General features: G+C 61.5%; 22 protein-coding genes, 1 pseudogene and 1 riboswitch. Of the genes and pseudogenes, 5 read left to right on the top strand and 18 right to left on the bottom strand.

The window, feature by feature from the left end; genetic code table 11:
- The first annotated feature begins 288 nt into the window (after window positions 1-288).
- A complete protein-coding gene (locus ORL50_RS23700; protein WP_266018517.1) occupies window positions 289-1,215 on the top strand; it encodes a GGDEF domain-containing protein in 927 nt (308 codons plus the stop codon).
- Window positions 1,216-1,260: 45 nt separating this feature from the next.
- On the opposite strand, the gene ORL50_RS23695 is transcribed toward ORL50_RS23700, so the two are convergent.
- Complete coding sequence (locus tag ORL50_RS23695) at window positions 1,261-3,135, bottom strand: MFS transporter (protein WP_266018539.1); 1,875 nt, start codon at window positions 3,133-3,135, stop codon at window positions 1,261-1,263.
- A 183-nt stretch (window positions 3,136-3,318) separates the two neighbouring features.
- Window positions 3,319-4,401 (bottom strand): annotated as a pseudogene (locus ORL50_RS23690) (TDT family transporter); the annotation flags it as partial.
- Between the two features lie 333 nt (window positions 4,402-4,734).
- Between ORL50_RS23690 and ORL50_RS23685 the strand changes: the two are divergent.
- Window positions 4,735-8,205, top strand: a complete 3,471-nt coding sequence (locus ORL50_RS23685) for a hybrid sensor histidine kinase/response regulator (protein ID WP_266018516.1) — start codon at window positions 4,735-4,737, stop codon at window positions 8,203-8,205.
- A 62-nt stretch (window positions 8,206-8,267) separates the two neighbouring features.
- On the opposite strand, the gene ORL50_RS23680 is transcribed toward ORL50_RS23685, so the two are convergent.
- Window positions 8,268-9,632 (bottom strand): DNA recombination protein RmuC, encoded by a 1,365-nt coding sequence (locus ORL50_RS23680; RefSeq protein WP_266018537.1) that lies wholly within the window; start codon window positions 9,630-9,632, stop codon window positions 8,268-8,270.
- A gap of 175 nt (window positions 9,633-9,807) precedes the next feature.
- On the bottom strand, window positions 9,808-10,131 hold the full coding sequence (locus ORL50_RS23675; RefSeq protein WP_266018515.1) for an SEL1-like repeat protein: 324 nt from the start codon (window positions 10,129-10,131) through the stop codon (window positions 9,808-9,810).
- A gap of 969 nt (window positions 10,132-11,100) precedes the next feature.
- On the opposite strand from ORL50_RS23675, the gene ORL50_RS23670 reads away from it, so the two are divergent.
- The 3 genes from ORL50_RS23670 to ORL50_RS23660 all read left to right on the top strand — a co-directional run bounded on the left by ORL50_RS23670 (window position 11,101) and on the right by ORL50_RS23660 (window position 13,501).
- On the top strand, window positions 11,101-11,325 hold the full coding sequence (locus ORL50_RS23670) for a hypothetical protein (protein ID WP_008031832.1): 225 nt from the start codon (window positions 11,101-11,103) through the stop codon (window positions 11,323-11,325).
- A gap of 275 nt (window positions 11,326-11,600) precedes the next feature.
- Window positions 11,601-12,083, top strand: coding sequence for a hypothetical protein (locus ORL50_RS23665; protein ID WP_045060574.1), 483 nt, complete (start codon window positions 11,601-11,603; stop codon window positions 12,081-12,083).
- 146 nt (window positions 12,084-12,229) lie between these two features.
- On the top strand, window positions 12,230-13,501 hold the full coding sequence (locus ORL50_RS23660) for an OmpP1/FadL family transporter (protein ID WP_266018508.1): 1,272 nt from the start codon (window positions 12,230-12,232) through the stop codon (window positions 13,499-13,501).
- Window positions 13,502-13,578: 77 nt separating this feature from the next.
- Here the strand turns inward: ORL50_RS23660 and ORL50_RS23655 are convergent, their stop codons facing one another.
- The 14 genes from ORL50_RS23655 to cobO form a co-directional block, all read right to left on the bottom strand.
- On the bottom strand, window positions 13,579-14,130 hold the full coding sequence (locus ORL50_RS23655) for a glutathione peroxidase (protein ID WP_266018506.1): 552 nt from the start codon (window positions 14,128-14,130) through the stop codon (window positions 13,579-13,581).
- A gap of 85 nt (window positions 14,131-14,215) precedes the next feature.
- Complete coding sequence (locus ORL50_RS23650; RefSeq protein WP_266018504.1) at window positions 14,216-14,338, bottom strand: hypothetical protein; 123 nt, start codon at window positions 14,336-14,338, stop codon at window positions 14,216-14,218.
- Entirely contained in the window at window positions 14,335-15,543 is a 1,209-nt protein-coding gene (locus ORL50_RS23645; RefSeq protein ID WP_266018502.1) for an MFS transporter, read from the bottom strand. The genes ORL50_RS23650 and ORL50_RS23645 overlap by 4 nt, the downstream gene beginning before the upstream one ends.
- Before the next feature lie 52 nt (window positions 15,544-15,595).
- Window positions 15,596-16,000, bottom strand: a complete 405-nt coding sequence (locus ORL50_RS23640; protein ID WP_247294763.1) for a MarR family winged helix-turn-helix transcriptional regulator — start codon at window positions 15,998-16,000, stop codon at window positions 15,596-15,598.
- Between the two features lie 151 nt (window positions 16,001-16,151).
- The gene (locus ORL50_RS23635; RefSeq protein ID WP_266018500.1) at window positions 16,152-16,883 is read right to left on the bottom strand and encodes an adenosylcobinamide-GDP ribazoletransferase; all 732 of its coding nucleotides are present in this window, start codon (window positions 16,881-16,883) and stop codon (window positions 16,152-16,154) included.
- 2 nt (window positions 16,884-16,885) lie between these two features.
- Window positions 16,886-17,461 carry an alpha-ribazole phosphatase family protein gene (gene cobC / locus ORL50_RS23630; protein ID WP_266018499.1) on the bottom strand — a complete coding sequence of 192 codons (576 nt, stop codon included), beginning with the start codon at window positions 17,459-17,461 and terminating at the stop codon, window positions 16,886-16,888.
- Window positions 17,458-18,513 (bottom strand): nicotinate-nucleotide--dimethylbenzimidazole phosphoribosyltransferase, encoded by a 1,056-nt coding sequence (gene cobT, locus ORL50_RS23625; protein ID WP_266018497.1) that lies wholly within the window; start codon window positions 18,511-18,513, stop codon window positions 17,458-17,460. The genes cobC and cobT overlap by 4 nt, the downstream gene beginning before the upstream one ends.
- Window positions 18,510-19,031 (bottom strand): bifunctional adenosylcobinamide kinase/adenosylcobinamide-phosphate guanylyltransferase, encoded by a 522-nt coding sequence (cobU, locus tag ORL50_RS23620; RefSeq protein ID WP_266018495.1) that lies wholly within the window; start codon window positions 19,029-19,031, stop codon window positions 18,510-18,512. The genes cobT and cobU overlap by 4 nt, the downstream gene beginning before the upstream one ends.
- A gap of 132 nt (window positions 19,032-19,163) precedes the next feature.
- Window positions 19,164-20,624 (bottom strand): cobyric acid synthase, encoded by a 1,461-nt coding sequence (locus ORL50_RS23615; protein WP_416236043.1) that lies wholly within the window; start codon window positions 20,622-20,624, stop codon window positions 19,164-19,166.
- Between the two features lie 8 nt (window positions 20,625-20,632).
- Window positions 20,633-21,625 carry a threonine-phosphate decarboxylase CobD gene (cobD, locus tag ORL50_RS23610; protein WP_266018493.1) on the bottom strand — a complete coding sequence of 331 codons (993 nt, stop codon included), beginning with the start codon at window positions 21,623-21,625 and terminating at the stop codon, window positions 20,633-20,635.
- Window positions 21,618-22,526 (bottom strand): adenosylcobinamide-phosphate synthase CbiB, encoded by a 909-nt coding sequence (gene cbiB / locus ORL50_RS23605; RefSeq protein WP_266018491.1) that lies wholly within the window; start codon window positions 22,524-22,526, stop codon window positions 21,618-21,620. Before cbiB ends, cobD begins: the two co-directional genes overlap by 8 nt.
- Window positions 22,523-23,173 carry a 5,6-dimethylbenzimidazole synthase gene (bluB, locus tag ORL50_RS23600; protein ID WP_266018490.1) on the bottom strand — a complete coding sequence of 217 codons (651 nt, stop codon included), beginning with the start codon at window positions 23,171-23,173 and terminating at the stop codon, window positions 22,523-22,525. Before bluB ends, cbiB begins: the two co-directional genes overlap by 4 nt.
- Entirely contained in the window at window positions 23,170-24,570 is a 1,401-nt protein-coding gene (locus ORL50_RS23595; RefSeq protein WP_266018488.1) for a cobyrinic acid a,c-diamide synthase CobB, read from the bottom strand. The genes bluB and ORL50_RS23595 overlap by 4 nt, the downstream gene beginning before the upstream one ends.
- Complete coding sequence (cobO, locus tag ORL50_RS23590) at window positions 24,567-25,178, bottom strand: cob(I)yrinic acid a,c-diamide adenosyltransferase (RefSeq protein ID WP_266018486.1); 612 nt, start codon at window positions 25,176-25,178, stop codon at window positions 24,567-24,569. The genes ORL50_RS23595 and cobO overlap by 4 nt, the downstream gene beginning before the upstream one ends.
- 81 nt (window positions 25,179-25,259) lie before the next feature.
- Window positions 25,260-25,493, bottom strand: a riboswitch (cobalamin riboswitch).
- Window positions 25,494-25,510: the final 17 nt, after the last annotated feature.

The raw sequence follows: 25,510 nt of genomic DNA, 5'->3' as shown, positions 1-25,510 counted from the left end.
CCGCCGCCGATTTTCAGAAAAACTCCTTTACTCCAAATCAACCTGTTGATTTAAAAGTACTTTTATTCGAATGAACCGAATGGCATGAGTTTCGCTCTAATTTGCTCAGACACGCGAGTGATAGCAGATAGGGGCAGGGCTCCAGTCGATAGGTTACTAATCGTCGGCAAAGCGGACTAGACTTGGCACAGATGTCCTACGGGACTGACGGACCAGTATGACGCGCAGCCCAAAAGCCGCTCTCACCCAGCTTGTAAGACAGTCTTACTGCTCAGGGGCGCATGCCATATGAAATCACCTTCCCAGACCAACGCAATTGACTTCGACAGCGCCAAATTGCAGCGCCTGGGCTTTGGTCAACAGCCCCGGATTCTGGAAAGGCCCATCAGTCTTGCGCAGGTTCGCCAGCAACTGGTTCTGCAACTGCAAACCAGCCTGGAGCCACAGCGCATACTCGGGCTGTTTTTCCGCGAGATTCAGCGACTCGTACCGCTCGACGCCTTGAGCTATCAGCACAAGGCCAGCGACTTGCGCCTGGAATTCGGCCTGCGCGGCCATCATTCGATCAGCTATAGCCTCAGCCATGAAGGCGAACACCTGGGCGAGCTGACGTTCCGCCGCAATCAGCGCTTCACTGAACAGGAACAGGGCAACCTCGAATCACTGCTGTCGGCGCTGCTGTTTCCCATGCGCAACGCCCTGCTCTACCGCGTGGCCACGCAGAGCGCCTTGCGCGATCCGCTGACGGACACCGGCAACCGTGTCGCCATGGACCAGACACTGCAGCGGGAAATCGACATGTCGCGAAGGCACCTGCAGCCGCTGTCGTTATTGATGCTGGACATCGACCACTTCAAGCGTATCAACGACAGTCATGGGCACAGTGCCGGTGACGACGTGCTCAAGGCGGTAGCCGCCTCGATCAAGGGCCAGTTGCGCAATGTGGACATGGTGTTCCGCTTTGGCGGCGAAGAATTTCTGATTCTGCTGTCCAACACCGGCCGTGAAGCGGCAGCGATGATCGGCGAGCGCCTGCGTGTTGCCACCCAGTCTCAGGAATACCTTGCCGATGGCAAATCCGTTGAACTGACCGTCAGTCTTGGCTGCTCGACCCTGCTGCCCGGCGAATCCGCCGAAAGCCTGTTGCGCCGTGCCGACAGCGCGCTCTATGTGGCCAAGCGCGAGGGCCGCAACCGCCTGGCCATGGCTGGCTGAGTTGCCCAGCGGGCTCGCTTCTCAGGCGGCCCGCCGGGAACTGGCTCAGCGCACCGCGCCGCGCAGCTCGCCCACCAGGCTTTGCAGGCTGGCCGGCTCGGCCGCTTCCACCGGCACCGCAGGCCCGGCGACCAGGGTCACCCTCGACCACAATCGACGAAACAGGCCCTTGCCTGGGTCGCGACTGAAAAAACTTCCCCACAACCCCTGCAATGCCAGCGGAATCACCGGCACCGGAGTTTCTTCGAGAATGCGCGTCAAGCCGCCCCTGAACTCGTTGATCTCGCCATCGGCCGTCAGTTTGCCCTCCGGAAAGATGCATACGAGCTCGCCATCCTTCAGGTACTGGGCAATGCGCTTGAAGGCTTTCTCGTAGATCTGGATATCTTCCTGCCGCCCGGCGATCGGGATCGTCCCGGCTGTGCGAAAAATGAAATTCAGCACCGGCAAGTTGTAGATTTTGTAGTACATCACGAAGCGAATCGGCCGCCGCACCGCCCCGCCAATCAGCAAGGCGTCGACGAAGGACACGTGGTTGCACACCAGCAATGCCGCGCCTTCATCAGGAATCTGTTCCAGGTTGCGATGCTCGACGCGGTACAAGGAATGGCTGAGCAGCCAGATCATGAAGCGCATGCTGAACTCGGGAACAATGCTGAAAATGTAGGCGTTGACGCCAATGTTCAGCAGCGACACCACCAGGAACAGTTGTGGAATCGACAGCTCGAACACGCTCAGCAGTACGATCGAAACAATCGCCGATACCACCATGAACAGCGCATTGAGGATGTTGTTGGCAGCGATCACTCGCGCCCGCTCGTTTTCGGCGGTGCGCGACTGGATCAGTGCGTACAGCGGCACGATGTAGAAACCGCCAAAGACGCCGAGACCGAGGATGTCGATCAACACCAGCCAGGTATGGGCAAAGCCCAGCACTTCGATCCAGCCGTGGCCAGTCAGGCTGTCCGGAATGCCCCCGGAATGCCACCACAACAGCAGGCCAAACACTGTGAGGCCGAAGGAACCGAAGGGCACCAGGCCAATCTCGACTTTACGCCCCGAGAGTTTTTCGCAGAGCATCGAGCCGAGCGCGATGCCCACCGAAAACACGGTAAGGATCAGCGTCACCACGGTTTCGTCGCCGTGCATCCACTCCTTGGCATAGGCCGGAATCTGCGTCAGGTAGATCGCCCCGACAAACCAGAACCACGAGTTGCCGACAATCGAACGCGACACCGCCGGAGTCTGCCCCAGCCCCAGTTTCAAGGTCGCCCAGGACTGGCTGAAGATATTCCAGTTCAGCCGCATCTGCGGCGAGGAAGCGGCGGCCCGCGGGATACTGCGGCTGGCCAGATAACCGAGGACGGCGATGCCGATGATCGCGGTGGAGACGATGGGTGCGTAATGACTGGACGACATCATGATGCCGGCGCCGATGGTCCCCGCGAGAATCGCCAGGAAGGTGCCCATTTCCACCAGGCCGTTGCCGCCGACCAGCTCCTCTTCGTGCAACGCCTGGGGCAGGATCGAGTATTTCACCGGCCCGAATAGCGCCGAGTGCGTGCCCATGGCAAACAGGGCCAGCAGCATCAGCCACAGGTGGTCGAACATGAAACCGACCGCGCCGACCGCCATGATGGCAATTTCTCCGAGCTTGATCAGGCGAATCAGCGCGTCTTTGGCGAACTTCTCGCCAAACTGCCCGGCCAGGGCCGAGAACAGGAAGAACGGCAGGATAAACAGCAACGCACACAGGTTGACCCAGATCGAGCGATCGCCATCGATGGTCAGCTTGTACAGGATGGCGAGGATCAGCGACTGCTTGAATATGTTGTCGTTGAATGCCCCAAGCGACTGCGTCACGAAAAACGGCAGGAAGCGCCGGGTGCGCAGCAAGGTGAACTGTGAGGGATGACTCATCTTCCGTGTGTTCCCGTTTTGATGTTGGGTAATGAGTGGCTTGCAATCAGTGCATACAGTACTTGGAACGACCAATCCTGCTCCAGGCCACAAATTACCCGTGTTCGCCGTTGATTTCCTTAAACCTGCAATGCAAGGCGAGACAAACAGCTCGCCGCGCCATGCCCCCTGCAGTGTACGTTTGCCGACGATCAACCACATCACCGCGAGCATGGCCACCAGCAGGCAGCCGCACAGGCTGAAAAACATCAGGTCCAGCACGCTGGCCAGTTTTAGCGTGGCCAGCGCATACACGCCAAGGGGAAAGGTGAAGCCCCACCAGCCGAGGTTGAACGGAATGCCCGCGCGCAGGTAGCGCACAGTGATCAGCAGTGCGATCAGCATCCACCACAGGCCGAAGCCCCACAGGGTGATGCCGGCGATCAGGCCCAGGCCGGCGGCTATTTCACCGATGCCACTCATGCCATTGGCGGCAAATATCGCCGGTGCATCGCCGCCCAGCAGCAGCATGCCAAGTGCTCCAGTGCCGATAGGCCCCAGCGCCAACCAGCTGGAAGCGGCCATGTTTTCGTGAGGGAGTTTATGCAAGGCCATGCGCAGCATCAGGATAGTCAGAATGCTGAAGGCCACCGGCAGCGAGAACGCCCACAGTACATAGCTGGTCACCAGCATCACCAGCTGCGAATGCGCATCGGCCAGGTGCGGTGCGAGCAAGCCACCGCTGGCCGCCGCGACCTCCGCCGCCACCACCGGCAACAGCCACACGGCGGTCATCTGGTCGATGCTGTGCGCTTGTCGGGTGAACATCATGTAGGGAATCAACACTCCGCAGGCCAGTGCCATCATTACGTCCAGCCACCACAGCGCTTCGGCCAGTTGAATCACGCCATCGCCCCAGCGCGGCAGGCCGAATACCAGAAAGCCGTTGATGATGGTCGCCAGGCCCATGGGGATGGTGCCGAAGAACATCGATACTGTGGAATGCCCGAAAATCCGGCGCGCCTCATGAAAGAACAGAGTCCAGCGCGCGGCGTATAGCACTGTGAATAACGAGAACAACAGGATGTTGAACAGCCACAGCGCTTCGGCTGCAGCGTGCAGGCCGGGAATGTTCAAGGGCAGTTGAGCGAGGGCCAGCGCCAGGACGCCGGTGCCCATGGTGGCGGCAAACCAGTTCGGGGTGAACTGGCGAATGACTTCCCGCGGATGCTGCAAATGGCTGAAGGGTTTGAAACCAAGTTTGGCGGTTGAGGCTGTGCATGTCATGGCGAACTCCTGTCCTCTGGTGAGGTGGAATTCATGGTAGAACCGAATCGAATATCTATATAACGGGTAATATCTCTAACTGTTATCGGCTTAGCAGATATAGCCCATGCTGACGCCATCGCGAGCAGGCTCACTCCTACATTTGGCTTAGGCGCCCTCAATCGTTGTGTTCGCATAATGAGCCTGCTCGCGATGAGGCCGCTGAATGCACCAGCCCCTGCGCATGCGACACCCCGCCACGCCACGACCTTGGTCGACACTGACTAACCCCGTGCATCGTGCGAGACTGTCTGACCGGGCTGGAGTCCCGGATGTCTTTGCCCTGGAGTTCTCATGTCGCTGTCCAGCGGGCTGATCGCCGCCGTCGCCCTGGCCTATATGGCCATCATGTTCGCCATCGCCTTCTACGGCGACCGTCGCGCCACGCCGCTGCCGCCGCGGGTACGTGCCTGGGTCTATAGCCTGTCGCTGGCGGTCTATTGCACCAGCTGGACATTCTTCGGTGCGGTCGGCCAAGCCGCCGAACAGCTCTGGTCATTCCTGCCGATCTACCTCGGGCCGATCCTGCTGCTGGTATGCGCGCCGTGGGTGCTGCAGAAGATGGTGATGATCAGCAAACAGGAGAACATCACCTCCATCGCCGACTTCATCGCCGCACGCTACGGCAAGTCGCAGTCCCTGGCAGTGGTGGTGGCGCTGATCTGCCTGGTTGGAGTGCTGCCCTACATCGCCTTGCAGCTGAAAGGCATCGTGCTTGGCGTGAACCTGCTGATCGGCGCTGGTGCCGACGCCATGGGCGTGCGCGCCCAGGACACGGCGCTGATCGTGTCGCTGGTGCTGGCACTGTTCACCATCGTGTTCGGCACCCGCAACCTCGACGCCACGGAACACCACCGCGGCATGGTGCTGGCCATTGCCTTTGAATCGCTGGTCAAGCTGTTCGCGTTCCTCGCCGTGGGTGCGTTCGTGACCTACGGCCTGTACGACGGGTTCGACGACCTGTTCGACCAGGCCATGCTGGCTCCGCGCCTGGAACAGTATTGGAAGGAAACCATCAACTGGCCATCGATGATCGTGCAGACCGGGGTGGCGATGATGGCGATCATCTGCCTGCCCCGGCAGTTCCACGTGACCGTGGTGGAAAACATCGACCCGCAGGATCTGCGCCTGGCCAAATGGGTATTCCCCGCTTACCTGGCCCTGGCCGCACTGTTTGTGGTGCCAATCGCCCTGGCTGGGCAGATGCTGCTGCCCAGCTCGGTGCTCCCGGACTCGTTCGTCATCAGTCTGCCGCTGGCCCAGGCGCACCCGGCCCTGGCGCTGCTGGCCTTTATCGGCGGTGCGTCGGCGGCGACCGGCATGGTGATCGTGGCGAGCGTCGCGCTGTCGACCATGGTCTCCAACGACATGCTGTTGCCATGGTTGCTGCGGCGCAATAACGCCGAGCGTCCGTTCGAAGTGTTCCGCCAGTGGATGCTGTCGGTGCGCCGGGTCAGCATCGTGGTGATTCTGCTGCTGGCGTACGTCAGTTACCGCCTGCTGGGCTCCACCGCCAGCCTGGCCACCATCGGCCAGATCGCATTCGCCGCGGTGACCCAACTGGCCCCGGCCATGCTCGGCGCGTTGTACTGGAAGCAGGCGAACCGCCGCGGAGTCTTCGCCGGCCTGGCCGCCGGGACCTTCCTCTGGTTCTACACCCTGATCCTGCCGATCGCGGCGCACAGCCTGGGCTGGTCGCTGCATACTTTCCCTGGCCTGGCCTGGCTGCAGGGCAACCCACTGAACCTGCCGATCACCCCACTGACTCAAGGGGTAGTGTTGTCGCTGGTGGGCAACTTCACGTTGTTCGCCTGGGTCTCGGTGCTGTCGCGCACGCGGGTGTCCGAGCACTGGCAGGCCGGTCGATTCATTGGGCAGGAAATCAGCGCTCGCCCCAGTGCGCGCTCGATGCTGGCGGTGCAGATTGACGATCTGCTGCAACTCGCGGCGCGCTTCGTCGGTGAGGAACGCGCGCGCCAGAGCTTCATCCGCTTCGCTTATCGCCAGGGTAAAGGTTTCAACCCGAACCAGAACGCCGATGGCGAATGGATCGCCCACACCGAGCGCTTGCTGGCAGGTGTATTGGGTGCCTCGTCGACTCGCGCAGTGGTGAAGGCAGCCATTGAAGGCCGCGAGATGCAGCTCGAAGATGTCGTACGAATCGCCGACGAAGCCTCCGAAGTCCTGCAATTCAACCGTGCCCTGCTGCAAGGTGCGATTGAAAACATTACCCAGGGCATCAGCGTGGTGGATCAGTCGCTGAAGCTGGTGGCCTGGAATCGGCGCTACCTGGAATTGTTCAATTACCCGGATGGCCTGATCAGTGTCGGCCGGCCGATTGCCGACATCATCCGTCACAACGCTGAGCGCGGCCTGTGCGGCCCGGGCGAGGCAGAAGTGCACGTCGCCCGCCGTCTGCACTGGATGCGCCAAGGCCGCGCGCACACTTCCGAGCGGCTGTTTCCCAACGGCCGGGTCATTGAGCTGATTGGCAACCCGATGCCCGGCGGCGGCTTCGTCATGAGTTTCACCGACATCACCGCGTTCCGTGAGGCTGAGCAGGCGCTGACCGAAGCCAACGAGGGCCTGGAACGCCGGGTAACCGAACGTACCCACGAGCTGTCGCAACTGAACGTCGCCCTGACCGAGGCCAAAGGAACAGCCGAGTCTGCCAATCAGTCGAAGACGCGCTTCCTCGCTGCGGTCAGTCACGACCTGATGCAGCCGCTGAACGCGGCGCGGCTGTTTTCTGCCGCCCTCTCCCATCAGGATGACGGCCTGTCCAGCGACGCGCAGAAACTGGTGCAGCACCTCGACACCTCGTTGCGCTCGGCCGAAGACCTGATCAGCGATCTGCTGGATATTTCCCGCCTGGAAAACGGCAAGATCAACCCTGATTCGAAGCCGTTCGAGCTCAATGAACTGTTCGATGTACTGGGCGCGGAGTTCAAGGCGCTGGCCACGGATCAGGGCCTGAAATTCCGCGTACGCGGCAGCCAGTTGCGAGTGGAAAGCGACATCAAATTGCTGCGGCGCATACTGCAGAACTTCCTTACCAACGCGTTCCGCTACGCCAAAGGCCCGGTATTGTTGGGCGTGCGCCGACGCCAGGGCGAGGTGTGCCTGGAGGTCTGGGACCGTGGGCCGGGCATCCCGGAGGACAAGCGAAAGGTCATTTTTGAAGAATTCAAACGCCTCGACAGCCATCAGACTCGCGCCGAAAAAGGCTTGGGCCTGGGCTTGGCGATTGCCGACGGCCTGTGCCGAGTCCTCGGTCATCGCCTGCAAGTGCGCTCATGGCCGGGGCGCGGCAGTGTCTTCAGCGTGTGCGTGCCGCTGGCCCGAGCGCAGGCAGTGTTGCCGGTCAAGACGGCCGAGTTGAACGGCAAGCTGTTGAGTGGCGCCCAGGTACTCTGTGTCGACAATGAGGACAGCATCCTGATTGGCATGAACAGCCTGCTGACGCGCTGGGGATGCCAGGTGTGGACGGCGCGCAATCGCGATGAGTGCGCGGCATTACTCAGCGAAGGCATGCGCCCGCAACTGGCCTTGGTTGATTACCACCTGGACGATGGCGAAACCGGAACCGAGTTGATGGCCTGGCTGCGCACCCGTTTGGGCGAGCCGGTGCCCGGAGTGGTGATCAGCGCTGATGGTCGGCCAGAGATGGTCGCGCAGGTGCATGCAGCGGGGCTGGGGTATTTGGCCAAACCGGTGAAACCGGCGGCGCTCAGGGCGATGTTGAGTAAGCATTTGCCGCTGTAACCAGAAGGCGGCCTTGTAGGTGCCGCCATCGCCGGCAAGTCGGGCTCCTACAGGGATTGGTCCTACTCCGGCAATTCCGCCAACCCGTCCACATCCGTCATCGCCCGCTCCAGCAGATCCGCCGGCAGGCTCTTGCTCGCCCGCGCTCCGAGCAACTTCAGCTGTTCACTGCGGCTGACCAGGTTGCCACGGCCTTCCGTCAGCTTGTTCCGCGCTGAACTGTAGGCCTTGTCCAGCTGCTGCAGGCGATTGCCCACCTCATCCAGATCCTGGATGAACAACACGAACTTGTCATACAGCCAGCCGGCCCGCTCGGCAATTTCCCGGGCGTTCTGGCTCTGGCGCTCCTGTTTCCACAGGCTGTCGATCACTCGCAGGGTCGCCAGCAGCGTGGTCGGGCTGACAATCACGATGTTGCGGTCGAACGCTTCCTGAAACAGTGTCGGCTCCGCTTGCAGCGCGGCCGAGAAAGCCGCTTCGATCGGCACGAACAGCAACACGAAATCCAGGCTGTGCAAGCCGTCGAGGCGCTTGTAGTCCTTGCCGGACAAGCCTTTGACGTGGGTGCGCAGGGACAGCACATGTTGCTTGAGGGCAATCTGGCCGATGGCGTTATCGTCGGCCGCCACGTACTGCTGGTAGGCAGTAAGGCTGACCTTGGAATCGACCACCACCTGCTTGTCGCCCGGCAGATAGATAATGACGTCCGGCTGAAAACGCTCGCCGTCGGGCCCTTTGAGGGTGACCTGGGTCTGGTACTCGCGGCCCTTTTCCAGGCCTGCGTGTTCCAGTACCCGCTCCAGGATCAGCTCACCCCAGTTGCCCTGGGTTTTCTGCCCTTTAAGTGCACGGGTCAGGTTGGTGGCCTCGTCGCTCAAGCGCAGATTCAACTGCTGCAGGCGCTCCAGCTCCTTGGCCAGGGAAAATCGCTCACGGGCTTCCGCCTGGTAGCTTTCTTCAACGCGTTTCTCGAACGACTGGATGCGCTCTTTCAGTGGGTCAAGCAACTGTCCCAGCTGCTGCTGGCTGGTCTCGGCGAAGCGCTGCTCGCGCTCGTCGAAGATCTTGCCCGCCAGTTCAGCGAACTGGGCGCGCAACTCGTCCCGCGAGCCCTGCAGGTCACTGAGTCGTTGCTGATGGCTTTCCTGTTGCTCGCGCAGCTCGGCGTTAAGGGACGCCGCATGGGCGTCGAGACGGCGCAACTCAGCCTCTTTGCCAGCGCGCTCGATGTTCCAGGCGTGTGCGGCATCCCGGGCGTCGTCGCGCTCGATCTGCAGCAGCTCGACTTCGCGACGCAGTGCAGCAAGCTCGGCCTGCCTGGTGGTGTTGATCTGGCTAAGGTCAGCGATTTCATCGCGACTGGTTTCCAGCTGGGCATTCAACCCGTCCTGCGCCAGCAAGGACATCGCCAAACGCTCCTGCAGCAACGCAACTTCGGCCTGCGTCGCGCTGGCGCGGCGTTGCAGCTGCCAGGCTAGTACCAATAACGGCAGTGCAGCCCCCGCAAGACCTAGCAAGATGCTGGTCAAGTCCATAGCCATAACCACTCCTGCCTATTCGTTAAAGCGTGAAGGTTAACCAAGGCGTCAGGTCTTGCACAGCTCAGTCTTCGACCAGGCCCAGTTCGCGCTGGGCACGCACGTCCCCTGCCCGCGCCGCTTGGCGCAGCAGGTCCTGGCCGATGCGCCGATCCCGGGCGTTGCCACACTCGCGACACATCAGCTGGCCGAGGCGGCTTTGCGCGGCCACCACACCTTCACGTGCCGGCTGCTTGAGCAGACGTCCGGCAAAATGCTTCACATTAGGGTTTTCGCCCAGGCGCGGGCTGTCCAACAACCACTCGGCCACACGCATGGAAAAGCGCTTGGGTGGGATCGCGGCGGTGGGTGAAGAGGTTACGGAGACTGATACTGAACGAAACTTCATAAAACACTGTAGGGCAGATCGGAAGGCGCGCCACTCTACTCTTTTTTTCCTACAGGTAAAGCTTAAAAAACCCGGCACGCCCGTCCTAGAGCAAGCGCTCGGGACAATCCACAGAAGCTGTGGATAACTCAGTGGACAACCCACCTTGAACTCTCGCAAACCCCTGTGGAATGGGGCTCGCAGTCAAACTGACGATTTTTTCACCAGTAAAAAAAAGCGATGTTTTTCATTGACTTAAATTTTGGTTACAGGCAGCCACTGCGTCTGTAAGGCAGATGACAGTGCCGTGACAGTCTGCGCAACTAATGTGCACAAGTACCTTCGCCACGGTTATATCGACGCCCCATTTCGGCGCTTTTTGCTTAACAAGCCTGGGGATAAGCCGGTCAAAACCCCTGGTCCATGCAATTCATACACGCTCAACCAGCGGTCGGATTCCGTGCTACTGCTCAGCTGGACCGACCAACGGCGCCTCGCGAATTTGCTTCATTCCAGCCTTCCTGGATTTTTTTGCTTATGCCACTTCCATTGCCTGAAGCCTTTTGTTAGTATCCGCAGCGTTAGTACCAAGCTGAAAGTCAATTCTGGTCGAACAATCCCCCCGAACAGCCTTCGCAAACGAAGCCAGTCCGAACAAGCGGGATCGACCACCTCGATGGTTTACAGGTAAACCTTGCGTCAATACAGCCTTTGATCGAAAGCAAAGGGTATTGCCAGGCACACTTACTCTGACCGAACCAGCCTGCAAATTGATCAGGATCTTCACCCCGGGCCCAGAACCTTTGCCCTTGATGTGTTGCCTGCCCTCCTAAGTACCTACCTGCCAGCCCAAGCGCGCCAATTATTAGCGCTTCAAACTGGCTGCTTTGTTCCAGTCGGGTTCTTCGTTCGACCAACGGTGGTCGTCGTCGCTGGAACGTTTTAATTTTGCACGGCTCTTATCCGTGTCGCTTGTAGGAACACCCAATAATGACTACTCAAATCCACACCCAGGATGCTATCCGCACCCTAACCAACGCTTTTGCACCAATGAACTGCCTGATCATGGCTGCTCGCAAAGGCTGCTTCAGTTTCACTCTGGTCAACGAGCACGGCATCGCACGTCACAGCGAACGCCTCTACCCTGATCAGTACTCCAGCGCCGAGCCGCTGCAGGCCGTGATCGAGCGTACTCGTCAGGCACTGGTTGCCTGATACGCCAGAAAGACTGAAACATCAGAAGCCTCGCTTAAAACGCGGGGCTTTTTATTGCCTGATATTTCCCCGCGCGCCGACACGGGCTAAGCACCAACCGATATAACGGTTATAACTGGCAGCTGGAAATATTTTAAAAACAGGCCTTTACGTCGCGAATATGACACTACACTTCAACTCAAGCGGCTTGATCCGCTTCCGGCGAGCCTGAACCGATCCACCGCTGCCAAGGCCCCCTTTCAGGTTTCGCCGCCTACTTACGCTCCGAGGGTTTTATGGGTATCGCTGCCAGCGAACTGTGCCGTTATGTGATCCGTCCGACCTTGCTCTACCTCGGACGCCATAGCGCAACTGCCGAATCCCTGCTGCTGGGCATCGCCGCCAGCCAGTCAGCCCTCGGCTCCGCCCTGCACGACCGCCGCGGCCACGGCCTGTACCGAATCGCCGAACCGCGCCACCAGGCGCTCTGGGATCATTACCTGGCACTCGACCCCGAGCGTGCCAGCCTGGTGCGCGGCCTGGCAAGCCAGCACGCTTTTCTGAGCAGTCCGCACCTGGAATTAACCGTCAACCTGCGCTACGCCACTGCCATCGCCTGGCTGCTGGTAGAAGAACAAAACACCTCGCTCCCCGAAGCCGACGATCTGCTGGGAATGGCCCGCATCTGGCGCCAGACCTTCCAGCCCCAAGGCCGTCTGCGTGATTTCACCTACGCCTGGCACACCTGTGTTTCAACGCTGAATCAGGTAGCCTGCTGATCCGCCCACTTCACAAGATCGCCCAATAAGCGGCGAATTCGGTCGGATTGTCCTACAAAACCGCTCTAACTCAAGCATTACAGCCTATAGCGCTGGGACGAAAATGTTGGTAATTTTCGCCCCGGTGATCACCAGGAGTTCTAATAATGAAAAAAGTAATGCTCAAAACCACCCTTAGCCTCGCCGTTACCTTGGCATCCACCCAGATCTTTGCAGCTGGCTTTGCCATCAACGAACAAAGTATCAGCGGGATGGGTACAGGTTTTGCCGGGCGATCTTCCTCTGCCGATGACGCAAGTACTATTTTTGGCAACCCTGCCGGCATGTCGCGCATCAAGCGTGAACAAGTCACCGGCGGTGCTGCAATGCTCGACGCACACACCGATATCAGCCACGCCAGCTCCAGCCCGAACAGCGGAACCAACCACGGCGACATGGTGCCGTTCATCGCCGTGCCGATGGGCTACTACGTCAAGCCAATCGACGACAAGTGGGCAGTGGGCGTGGGCGTCTACGCACCCTTCGGCCTGGTGACCGACTACGAAAACAACTTCGCCGGCCGCTACTTCGGCAGCAAGAGCGACGTTAAAGTCGTGACCCTGCAGCCAACCGTCAGCTACGCCTTCAACGACAAAGTGTCGATCGGCTTCGGTCCGACCATCAACCGTATCGACGGCAAGCTGGAGTCGAACCTGTCGATTACCCAGGCCGCCGGCGATGGCGAAGTCAAGATCAAGGGTGACGACACCGCGCTGGGCTACAACATCGGCGTGCTGGTGCAAGCCACCGACAGCACCCGCCTCGGCCTGACGTACCACTCGAAAGTGAAGTACAAGCTGGAAGGCAACACCAAGGTCAACTACAACGTGCTGGGCCTGATCGGTCAGAACCCGAGCCAGAAGTACGACGCGTCCCTGGACCTGACGACTCCTGAGTCGGTCGACTTTTCGGTTACCCACCAGCTCGATGATCAGTGGACCCTGTACGCCGGCAGCACCTGGACTCGCTGGAGCCGCCTGAAAGAAATCACCGTGGAAAACAGCGGTGTACCTGGTGTGCTCAACGGCCAATTCGGCAGCATCACCGAAGACCAGAACTGGCACGACACCTGGGCTCACGCCATCGGCGCCTCCTACCAGCTGAACAAGCAATGGGTCCTGCGTACCGGCCTGTCCTTCGACCAGGCGCCGACCAACAACGCCGACCGCTCCCCACGCATCCCGACTGGCGATCGCAAGATTTTCAGCCTGGGCGCCGGTTGGAGCCCGACCGACGACCTGACCATCGACGTAGCGTATTCGTACCTGCGCGAAGAGGCAGTCAAGGTCAACAACAGCAACGACCGTGGCCAGACCTACAACGCCAAGTATGAAAACTGGGCGAACGGTTTTGGTGTGGGCGCGACCTACCGCTTCTGATGAAAGACGCCTCGCGCGCCTGAATCGAAAAAGCCCCGCTCTGTGCGACACAGGCGGGGCTTTTTAATGGGCGTCGCTCAAGGTTGCGACGCGATTGCCTTCTCGACGGCCGCGAGGAATTCAGGATCGTCCGGCTTGGTCAGGCTGGAGAAATTGGCGATCACCTTGCCCTGGCGATCGACCACGTATTTGTAGAAATTCCACTTCGGCGCGCCGGTCTGCTCGGCGAGCACCTTGAACAGATGAGTCGCATCGGCGCCGCGAACTTTCTGCGGCTCGGTCATAGTGAACGTCACACCGTAATTGACGTAGCAGACCTTGGCCGTCTCGGCCCCGTCCTTGGACTCCTGCTTGAAGTCATTGGAGGGCACTCCGATCACTTCCAGGCCCTGGGACTTGTACTTCTGATTGAGCGCCTCCAGGCCTTCGAACTGCGGGGCGAACCCACAGAAGCTGGCGGTATTGACCACCACCAGCGGCTTGCCGGCGAAGCGCTGGCACAGATCGATCGATTCCTTGGCGCGCAACTTCGGCAGCGAGCCCTGCAACAATTCCGGGCATTCGGCTGCCTGGGCCAGTCCGGAAAACGCTACCAGTAACGCGGGAACTGCAAGCCAGCGCATGAGCATATCGGTGCATCCTTGAGAAGGTCGTCTACACGAAGTTACTCGCGCACGCCTGCCTCTAGCAAGCGGCTATCCAGCATAAAGCTCGCTAACAAACAGCCATGCCCAACTGCATCAAGGCCAGCCCACCCCGCTGCCAGCCCCACCACACCAAAGCCAGCAGCAAGGCGCCAGCAGCCACCAGGGCAAACCGCGGCCAAAGACTGTTCATGACGCACTCAATTGAGTCTGCAACCGCGCCACCGGCCGCTCACGCACCGGCCAGTTCAGAGCCGCCGCCAGCAAACTGAGGAGAATCGCCACTTGCCAGATCAAGTCATAGCTCCCGGTTCGGTCGTACACCACCCCGCCCAACCAGCCTCCCAGGAACGAACCCAGCTGGTGAAACAGGAATACAATCCCACCGAGCATGGACAGATTTCGTACGCCAAACAAGGTGGCGACGGTGCCGTTGGTCAATGGCACCGTGGACAGCCACAGGAACCCCATGGCCATGCCGAACAGGTAAGCACTGGTGGTGGTGACCGGCAGCCACAGAAACAGACCGATGACCACTGCGCGCAGCAGGTACAAGCCGGTCAACAGTCGCGGCTTGGACATGCGCCCGCCGAGCCAGCCGGCGGTGTAGGTACCGAAGATGTTGAACAGGCCGATCAGCGCCAGCACCGTGGTGCCGACGGTAGCCGGCAGATGCTGGTCCACCAGGTAAGCCGGCAGGTGTACGCCGATGAACACCACCTGAAACCCGCAGACGAAAAAGCCGAACGCCAGCAGCCAGAAACCCGAATGAGAACAGGCTTCGCGCAACGCTTCAGACAACGTCTGCTCATGACCCAGAGACGGCAGGGGCTTGTCCTTGAGCATGCTGACCAGGGGCACGATCAAGGCCACCAGCAGCCCCAGCACCAGCAAGGCTGCCGACCAGCCCAGCCAACCGATCAGCCCCAGGGTGCCTGGCAGCATGGCGAACTGTCCAAACGATCCGGCCGCACTGGCGATGCCCATGCCCATGCTGCGTTTTTCCGGCGGTACCGCGCGTCCGACTACGCCGAGAATCACCGAGAACGAAGTGCCCGACAGCCCGATGCCGATCAATAGGCCGGCACTCAGGGACAAGGTCACTGCTGAATCTGAGAGCCCCATGCACACCAGGCCTGCCGCATACAGAACACCGCCGATCAGCACGACTTTGGCCGCTCCGAAGCGATCCGCGAGGGCGCCGGTGAAAGGTTGCGCCAGCCCCCAGATCAGGTTTTGCAGGGCGATGGCAAAGGCGAACGTTTCGCGGCCCCAGCCGAACTCGGCACTCATCGGCGCCAGGAACAGGCCAAAGCCATGGCGAACGCCCAGCGACAGCGCAAGGATCAGCGCACTGCCCAGCAATACCCAACCGCACGTACGCCACATCGATGTCATGGTTATTCTCCGGTAGCGGGTATATACCCGCTTATGATCGAACAAACCGGCCTCAAGCCAGCTCGTCCAGCAGTTTGAGCAAGATTTCGCGTTTCTCGGCGCCCAGGCGGTCAACCAGACGCTGTTGTGCAGCTTCCCAGGCGGGCAAGGCGGCTGCCAGGCGTTCAGCGCCGGCATCGGTGAGCTTGACGATGCGATTACGCATGTCCTCGCCCTCGACCAGCATCACCAGCCCTTCCCCCTCCAGCACCCGCAGGTTGCGCCCCAGCGTGCTGCGGTCCAGGCCCATTGCCTCGGCCAGGGTGGAGATACTCGGTTGGTCCAGGCGTTGCAGGTTGCACAGCAAAGAATACTGGGCAACGTTAATCCCGAAGCCGTCGAGAGCGCCGTCGTAATGCCTGCTGACGCCACGGGCGGCGCGACGCAGGTTGATACATAAACATTGGGAGTCGAGCATGATGCGTGTATATACCCGCGAGTCAGTTAAATCAACGAATTTTTGGGTTTACTGGTAGGGCCCTATCGCGAGCAGGCTCACTCCTCCAGGGGGATCTTCAGCAATGTAGGAGTGAGCCTGCTCGCGATAGGGCCGCAAAATCCTACGCAAATCAGACCAACACCAACCCAACCAACACCGTTACCTCCAGCAACTCCAGCATCGCCCCCGCCGTATCGCCGGTGGTACCACCCAATCGCCGCAGCATCACCTGCCGCAGCCAGGCAAACGCCAACCCCGCCAGTACCAGCGCAAACACACCTGGCCACCCCGCCAGCACAACACAGGCCAGCGCACTGACGGCCAATACCTGCTGGCCAGCCCGGCGCGGCAGATGATCAGCCAGGGCCTGCCCGAGTCCGCCGGCACGCACGTAAGGCGTGGTCAGGAACAATGCCAGCAAGGCCCCACGACCCAGCAGCGGCACAATCAGCAAATAAACACTCTGTTGCTGCTCGATCAACGCCAGTAACGCGGCAAACTTGAGCAGCAATACCAGGATCAGCGTGACCACCGCGATCGGTCCGCTGCGCGGGTCCTTCATGATGGTCAGGGTGCGCTCGCGATCGCCGAAACCACCGAGCCACGCATCAGCGCTGTCCGCCAGGCCATCGAGGTGCAAGGCGCCACTGAGCAACACCCACACCGGCAGCAGCAGCGCCGCGTGTAGCAATAGCGGAGCGCCGTGCAGCGCCCCGTTAAGGCCCCACAGAATCAACCCGAACAGCAGCCCCACCAGCGGATAAAACAGCAGCGAGCGCCCGAGCTCCCGAGGCTCCGGCATACCTGGCAGACGAATTGGCAGGCTGCTGAGGAATTGCAGGGCGATCCAGAATGGCAGCATGCTCAGCTCGCTTCCCGTAACAATCCGCCCGATTCAACGGCCAGCGCAAATAGCGCACCGTGGCCGACTTCGACATTCAGCAACTGTTCACGGGGTAACCCCCGGGCCCGCGCCAGCAACAGGCGCATCACGCCGCCGTGGCTGACCAGCAACACCCGCTCGCCTGCATAGGCAGCGTGCAAACGCTCGACTGCACCCAGCACCCGTGCGGAGAAATCTGCGACCGGCTCACCCTCAGGCGGGGTAAACGCATAGGGATCGGCCCAGAACCGGCCCAGATCCTGGGCATCGGTTTCCATCAACGCAGCAGCGCTCTGCCCTTCCCAGACGCCGAAGTGCAGCTCCTGCAAATCTTTGTCGTGATGCACCGGCACGTTCAGGCGCTCGCCGAGTTCCTCGGCAAAACGCGCACAGCGCTGCAGCGGTGAACTGATCAGACGGTCCCAGGGGCCCTGTTGCGCCACTGCCGCTCGCATCTGCGCCCAACCCGTTTCGGTCAGCGCGTCGTCAATGCTGCCGCGCAGGCCGCCGCCGAGTTCGGTTTCGCCGTGGCGCAACAGGTCCAGGCGCAGGGTCATGCCGGACGGTCCGCGACGGCGGCTTCGGCAAAGGTCGCCATCTGCCCGTGAAGATCGCACGCCAGGCGCAGCAATGGCACGGCCAGCGCGGCACCGCTGCCCTCGCCCAGACGCAGGCCGAGTTCGAGCAAAGGTTCGGCGCCGAGTGTTTCGAGCACATGGCGATGGCCCGGCTCGGCGCCAGAGTGCGCGAACAACAGCCATTGGCGGCATTGGGGATTGAGCTGCACTGCCACCAGCGCGGCGACGCTGCAGATAAAACCGTCCACCAGCACCGCCACGCCTTCCTGGGCACAGGCCAGATAGGCGCCGACCAGCGCGGCAATTTCAAAGCCGCCAAGATTGAACAGCGACTCCAACGGATCGCCCCGCTGGGCACTGTGCAGCGCCAGCGCGCGCTCAATGACCCGCGCTTTATGGCTGACCCCCGCCGCGTTCAACCCGGTGCCTGGCCCGGTCAGATGCGCCACCGGACAATCGAGCAGTGCACAGGCCAGGGCGCTGGCTGCGGTGGTATTGCCGATGCCCATTTCACCGCCGATAAACAGCTGCGCGCCGCCAGCAAGCGCGCGGTGCACGCTGTCGCGACCCGCCTGCAACGCCAGTGCGCCCTGTGCCGCGGTCATCGCTGCGGTCACGGCGAAATTCGCCGTGCCCGGGCCGATGTTCAGGTGCCGCACACCCTGGAGATCAAGGGCCGGGTTAACCGTGCCCAGATCCACCACTTCCAGGTTAGCGCCCAGCTGACGTGCCAGCACGCTGATCGCCGCTCCGCCGCTGACAAAGTTGAGCAACATCTGCCCGGTCACTTCCTGGGGAAACGCCGACACCCCCTCGGCAACCACGCCGTGGTCGCCGGCAAAGATGGCGATCCACACCTGATCCAGCCTCGGCTTCAGTTGCCCTTGCAGTCCGGCCAATTGCACCGCGATAGATTCAAGCCGTCCCAGCGACCCGGCGGGCTTGGTCAGTTGCTGCTGGCGTGCCTCAGCCGCTTCGACGACCAGGGTATCAATCGGTTGGCACGGGTTGAGCCACCAAGGTTGGGTCATAACGCAGTTCCTTTCAGAGTCAGGGGCAGGCCGGCAACGGTGAGGACGACTCGCTGGCAACGCTCGGCCAGGGCCTGATGCAGCCAGCCGGCCTCATCGACATAGCGCCGGGTCAGCTCGCCCAGCGGCACCACGCCCATGCCGGTCTCGTTGCTGACAAAAATGATTTCACCTGGCAAGTTCGCCAGGCAGTCGAGCAAAGCCTCGCGTTCGACCGCCAGGCGCTCGGCGTTATCGAGCATCAGCAGGTTGGTGAGCCACAAGGTCAGGCAATCCACCAGCAGGCAGCGATCGGCCCTGGCGTTTTCACGCAGTACGCGCGCCAATTCCAGAGGTTCTTCGATCAATGCCCATTCGGCCGGACGACGGGCACGATGATGGGCCACCCGGTCGCTCATCCCCCCGTCCAGGGGTTGGCTGGTGGCGATGTAAGTGACTGCCAGCTGACTGTCAGAGGCGAGTCTTTCGGCCAGGCGGCTTTTGCCGGAGCGGGCGCCGCCGAGGATTAGTTGCAGCATGGTTGATTCCTTAAGATCTTCGGTGGAGCGTAGGCCGTCATCGCGAGCAGGCTCGCTCCTACAGATGTTTCGTGAACACCGCAGCCCCCATGTAGGAGTGAGCCTGCTCGCGATGAGGCCCGCAAGATCACCTCAAATCCCACAGAGTTCACGCAACAACCGGGTATCCAGGTGTTCCTCCACCAGATCCGCCAACCGCTCGATATCGCGCTCGCGCAACCCGTGATAATCCACCTCCTGCACCTCCTGCAAACCGGCCCAGCGCAACAGCGCGCTGCACGCCGCCGGCGACTCGAACAGACCATGCAGGTAGGTGGCGAAAATCTGCCCGTCAACGCTCTGCGCTCCATCACAGCGACCATCATCGAGCAGCACTGCCGTCCTCTCCAGCGCAGGGCCGGTGGTCACGCCTGCGTGAATTTCGTAACCGCTGACCTCTGCGTCTTCCAGGGCCAGGCGACCTCGCACATTACGCAGCTGTTTCTCTGCTTCAAGGCGGGTTTCAAACGCCAGCAGGCCCAGCCCTGTGCTGGAACCCGGCACCCCTTCCAGACCCAGCGGATCATGCACCTGTGCGCCGAGCATCTGCAGGCCGCCACAAATCCCCAGCAGCTTGCCGCCATAGCGCAGGTGACGAGAAATCGCCGCGTCCCAGCCATTGGCCTTGAGGTACGCAAGATCGCTGCGCACGCTTTTCGAGCCCGGCAGAATGATCAAGTCCGCCGCAGGAATCGCCTGCCCGGGACCGATGAACTGCAAGTCCACTTGCGGGTGCAGGCGCAGCGGATCGAAATCCGTGTGATTGCTGATGCGCGGCAGGACCGGCACCACCACCTTGAGCACCTGTTCCGCCTTGTCAGTCTGACGCTGATCGATGCCGTCCTCAGCCTCCAGATGCAAGTCCATCACGTACGGCAGCACGCCGATCACCGGCTTGCCGGTGCGCTCCTCCAGCCAGTCCAGGCCAGGTTGCAGCAAGGCGATATCGCCGCGAAAACGATTGATGATGAAACCTTTGACACGTGCCTGCTCACTGGCGGACAGCAACTCCAGGGTGCCGACCAGATGCGCGAACACCCCGCCGCGGTTAATGTCGGCAATCAACACCACCGGACAATCGACCGCCTCGGCAAAACCCATGTTGGCGATGTCGCCGGCGCGCAGATTGATCTCCGCTGGGGAACCCGCGCCTTCGACCATCACCACCGGATACGCTGCGCTCAAACGTCGATGGGAAGCGAGCACCGCCTGCATCGCGATGGCCTTGTAGTCGTGATAGGCCACGGCGTTCATGGTGGTCACCGCGCGCCCATGGATAATCACCTGGGCGCCGGTGTCGCTGTTGGGCTTGAGCAGCACAGGATTCATGTCGGTGTGCGGTTCGAGATTGGCCGCCTGGGCCTGCACCGCCTGTGCTCGGCCTATTTCGCCGCCGTCGGCGGTCACCGCACTGTTCAGCGCCATGTTCTGCGGCTTGAACGGCACCACGCTGACGCCCTGGCGCACCACCCAACGACACAACGCCGTCACCAGCGTGCTCTTGCCGGCGTCGGAAGTCGTGCCCTGCACCATGAGAGTTGCGCCTTGCACCATCAAAGTAGTCATTGCCTTTCCCCAAAAAAAGCTTCAAGTGCCGACGCAAGCCGCGTCCAGTCCGCTTCCTCGGCCGGCAGGCCAAACCGCAGGCTGCTGTTGTGGGTAAACAGGCGCAACAGAATGCCGCGCCGCGCCATGAACACATGCAGGGTTTCGGCGTATTCGGTCATCAGCCACTGGAACAACGCGCAGCCACCCTGCGGCTGCAAGCCGTATTGCTCGAGCAACAGCGCCAGGCGTTCGCTGGCCGCCTGGGTGCGCAAACGCTGCTTGACCTGCCCCTGGGTATCCAGCAGACAGGCCTGCCCCAGTACCCGGGTCGGCCCGCTGACTGCCCAGGGCCCGACTTGCTCGGCGAGCAATTTGAGCAGTCTGCGCTCGGCCAGCACAAACCCCAGGCGCACGCCGGCCAGGCCGAAAAATTTGCCGAATGAGCGCAACACGATCAAGCCGACCTGGTGCGCATAAGACGCGACGCTCAATTGCGGGGTGTTGTCCATGAACGCCTCGTCCACCACCAGCCAGCCGCCACGCTGGGCCAGTCGCGCATGCCAGTCGAGCAGGCGATTGGGGGTCAGGCTCAGGCCCGTAGGGTTGTTCGGATTGACTACCACCAGCACGTCGAGGTTATCGATGAAAAAATCCACCTCCTGCTCCAGCACTTCCCGCACGATATAACCGTTGCGGCGCCAGGCTTCGGCGTGTTCGGCGTAACAAGGCGACAGCACGCCGACCTTGCCGGCACGGCGCAAACGCGGCAGGAGCTGGATCGCCATTTGCGAACCGGCCACTGGCAGCACCTGGGCAGCAGCGTAATAATCGCAGGCAGCCTGTTCCAGGCCGTCATCGTTTTCCGGCAGCCGCGCCCAGGCTCTCAACGGAATGTCCGGAACAGGAAATGGCCAGGGTGCCAGGCCAGTGGACAGGTCGAGCCAGTCGGCCTCGGCGATCCCATATTCGAGTGCCGCCTTGCGTAAGCGCCCGCCATGCTCAAGCATAAAATTCTGTCCCCACGCAGATAATCAGCAGCCACAACCATACCCCGCGTTGGACCAATTGCCAGCCACGGTCGATGGAGTCCGCATCCGCGGGAGCGCCCTCGCCCAGCTGCGGGCGCTGGTGCAACTCGCCGTGGTAGATCGCCGCGCCGCCCAGCTCCACCCCAAGCGCACCGGCGCCTGCGGCCATGACCGGACCGGCATTCGGACTGTCCCAGGTCGGCCCCTGGGTCCGCCAGCATTTGAGCGCCAGTCGAGTTTTGCCCAGGACGGCGTAGGTCAATGCCACCAGCCGCGCAGGAATATAGTTGAGCACGTCGTCGATTTTCGCTGCCGCCCAGCCAAAGCGCTCGAAGCGTTCGTTGCGATAACCCCACATGGCATCAAGTGTGTTGCTCAGGCGATAGAGCACTACCCCCGGCGCACCGGCGACGACAAACCAGAACAGTGCGGCGAACACTGCGTCGCTACCGTTCTCCAGGACTGATTCGGTGGCGGCGCGGGCGACTTCGGTTTTATCCAGTTTGCTGGTCTGGCGGCTGACCAGATAACCGACGCGGGTCCGCGCCTCGTCCAGGTCATCGCTGCGCAAGGCTCTGGCCACCGGTGCGACATGCTCGCCGAGGCTGCGCATGCCCAATGCGCAATAGAGCGCGAGGATTTCGACGATCCAGCCCACCAATGGCGCCCAGGACAGCGCTGTCGCCAGCAACGTCAACGGCAGCACGGCAAGCACCCAGGCGGTCACGCCATGGCTACGCCAGCCCCTGCCGCCACTATTGAAGCGTTGTTCGATGCGATCGGCAAAGCGGCCGAACGCCACCAGCGGATGCCAGCGTTTGGGTTCGCCCAGCAGCGCATCCAGCGCCACTGCGGCGACACTCAACAACGCCACACTCATTGATTCACTCCCCAGAGATTTTCATACAGCAATTCACCCAGCGGCCGCGCCTGCGCCCAGCCTTCGAGTACCAGCATCGGCGCTGGATAAAATTCTTGCACCGGTCCCAGGCACAGCACGGCCATCGGTTTGGCGCCCGGCGGCATGCCGAGCAGATCAGCCAGGGCTTGCGGCTCGAACAGCGAGACCCAGCCCATGCCCAATCCTTCCGCACGGGATGCCAGCCACAGATTCTGGATCGCGCAGGACAACGAGGCGATGTCCATTTCCGGCAGGGTGCGCCGGCCGAAGATGTGGCGTTCGCGATCGTCCATCAGCGCGGCGACCAGGACTTCAGCACAGTCGTTGATGCCTTCGACCTTGAGCTTCATGAACTCGTCGGTACGCTCGCCCAGGGCTTCGGCGGTGCGGATTCGCTCTTGTTCAACCAAGGACTGGATCTGGCTGCGCAAGCTGCGATCGCTGATGCGGATAAAGCGCCATGGTTGCATCAGGCCGACACTGGGGGCCTGGTGCGCGGCTTCGAGCAGGCGCCGCAGGAGCTCGGGCTCGACGGTGCCGCCGCTGAAGTGGCGCATGTCGCGGCGTTCGGCGATGGCGCGGTAGATTGCGTCGCGTTCGGCCTGGGTGAATGCGGTGTCCGTCATGGCCTCTTCGCGAGCAAGCCCGCTCCCACTTTCGATCGCATTTCTTCAGGCATCACATCGTCTTCTGTGGGAGCGGGCTTGCTCGCGATAACGGCCTCAAGGTCAGGCGCAAAAAGCGCAGCCACTGCCACCGGATTCGACGGAAAATAGAAGTGCACATAAGAAGCCGTCATCCGCCCCTCACGATAAACCGCCTCCGCGCCACGTCCGCCATTCGGGCTCAGCCCACGGGCAATCGGTGCCAGCTCGGTGCTGGTCAGCGAGTGATGGTAGGTGTGCCCACGTAATGCCCCCTCAGGCAGTTCCACCTCCTGCAAGGCCAATGCAGCCAGACGCTTTTGCATCACCGCGTCTCCCGCCAGCAACCCCACCAGCTCGGCACGCGTGCCGTCGACGTCGGTCAACGAATCGAGCAGATAAAGCATCCCGCCGCACTCCGCCAGCAGCGGTTTGCCCGCGCCATGGTGCGCGCGGATCGCCGCCAGCATCGAGGTGTTTGCAGCCAACGCCGCATGGTGCAATTCAGGGTAACCGCCTGGCAGGTAAAGGCTGTCCGCCTCGGGCAACAAGGCATCACGAATCGGCGAGAAAAACCGCAACTCGGCGCCCATCGCCCGCAACAAATCCAGGCTCGCACCATAAGTAAATGCGAAGGCCTCATCACGGGCCACGGCGATGCGCACGCCGGCGAGCAAAGGTTCGGCAACAATCACATCAGGCGCGGCAAATTCCACTGCAGGCGGCAATGCCACTTCACAACTACCGGCCAAGGCGTTCGCGGCGGCATCCAGTCGCAGGTCGAGGTCGTTCAATTCGCTGGCCTGCACCAGCCCGAGGTGACGACTGGGCAGCTCGATCCCGGTCTCCCGGGACAACGCGCCATACCAGCGCAACCCCTCAGTCAGGCTGCCTTCAAGCAACTGCGCATGACGCAAGGTGCCCACCCGATTGGCCAGCACGCCAGCGAACGGCAAATCCGCTTGATAGCGCGCCAGCCCCAGGGCCAGGGCGCCAAAAGTCTGCGCCATGGCGGTGCCGTCGATCACTGCCAGCACCGGTACGCCAAAATGCCGCGCGAGGTCGGCGCTGGAAGGTGTGCCGTCAAACAAGCCCATCACCCCTTCAATGAGGATCAGGTCCGCCTCGCCCGCGGCTTCCCACAACAGGCGACGACTGTCCTGCTCGCCGACCATCCACATGTCCAGTTGATAGACCGGCGCACCGCTGGCGCGCTCGAGAATCATCGGGTCGAGAAAGTCCGGGCCGCACTTGAACACCCGTACCTTGCGTCCCTGATTGCGATGCAACCTGGCCAGCGCGGCAGTCACGGTGGTCTTGCCCTGGCCGGAAGCCGGAGCGGCAATCAATACCGCCGGGCAATGACGAGGCTGACTCACAATTCGACGCCTTTTTGCGCCTTGATCCCGGCCTGGAACGCGTGCTTGATCACGCCCATCTCGGTCACGGTGTCGGCCAGCTCAATCATCTCGGGCTTGGCACCGCGGCCGGTCACCACTACGTGCTGCATTGGCGGACGGGCCTGCAGATCACTGAGAACCTGATCGAGATCGAGGTAACCGTGCTTGAGCGCGATATTCAATTCATCCAGCACCACCAGGCCGATCGACGGGTCTTGCAGCAACTCGCGGGACACCGCCCACGCCGCTTCGGCAGCAGCGATATCGCGCTGGCGATCCTGGGTTTCCCAAGTGAAACCTTCGCCCATCACATGAAACCGCACCTGCTCCGGGAAACGCCGGAAGAACAGCTCTTCACCGGTACTGTTACGGCCCTTGATGAACTGCACCACGCCGCACTGCATGCCATGGCCCATGGAACGCGCGAGCATGCCGAACGCCGAGCTGCTTTTGCCCTTGCCGTTGCCGGTGAGCACCAGCAGCAAGCCACATTCATTTGGGGAGTTGGCGATGCGCTCGTCGATCACGGCTTTTTTGCGCAACATGCGCGCCAGGTGGCGTTCGTCACGGTCGGGGGTATCAGTCATGGGGAAGCTCTCCGTTGGGGCTGGATAACGGCGGGCAGGCACAAGAATAGACGGCAAGAAGCCTGGCATCGCCCACCGTGATGCCGCTGGATGAATCAGGCCGGTCTCCGGGCTCATGAGCGGCTATTGGCCTGACTGCGCGCCTTCCCATGCCGATGGCTCGACACAGTGGCACAAGGCGCAGTCTTTACTCATTTACCGTTGCGGGGGCAGCGCCGGGATCATGCTCATTCCTGTTATGGAGTGATCACTCACCGGCTTCCCTGTTTCACCCTGTCGACCACGTCACAGGGCACCTGAAACAAGCGGCGAAGGTTAGAGGGTTGGGGGGG

Origin of the sequence: Pseudomonas sp. RIT-562 (assembly GCF_026241895.1) — a bacterium.
Taxonomy (GTDB): Bacteria; Pseudomonadota; Gammaproteobacteria; order Pseudomonadales; family Pseudomonadaceae; genus Aquipseudomonas; species Aquipseudomonas mandelii_F.
This window is presented reverse-complemented; position numbering and strand designations above follow the sequence as displayed.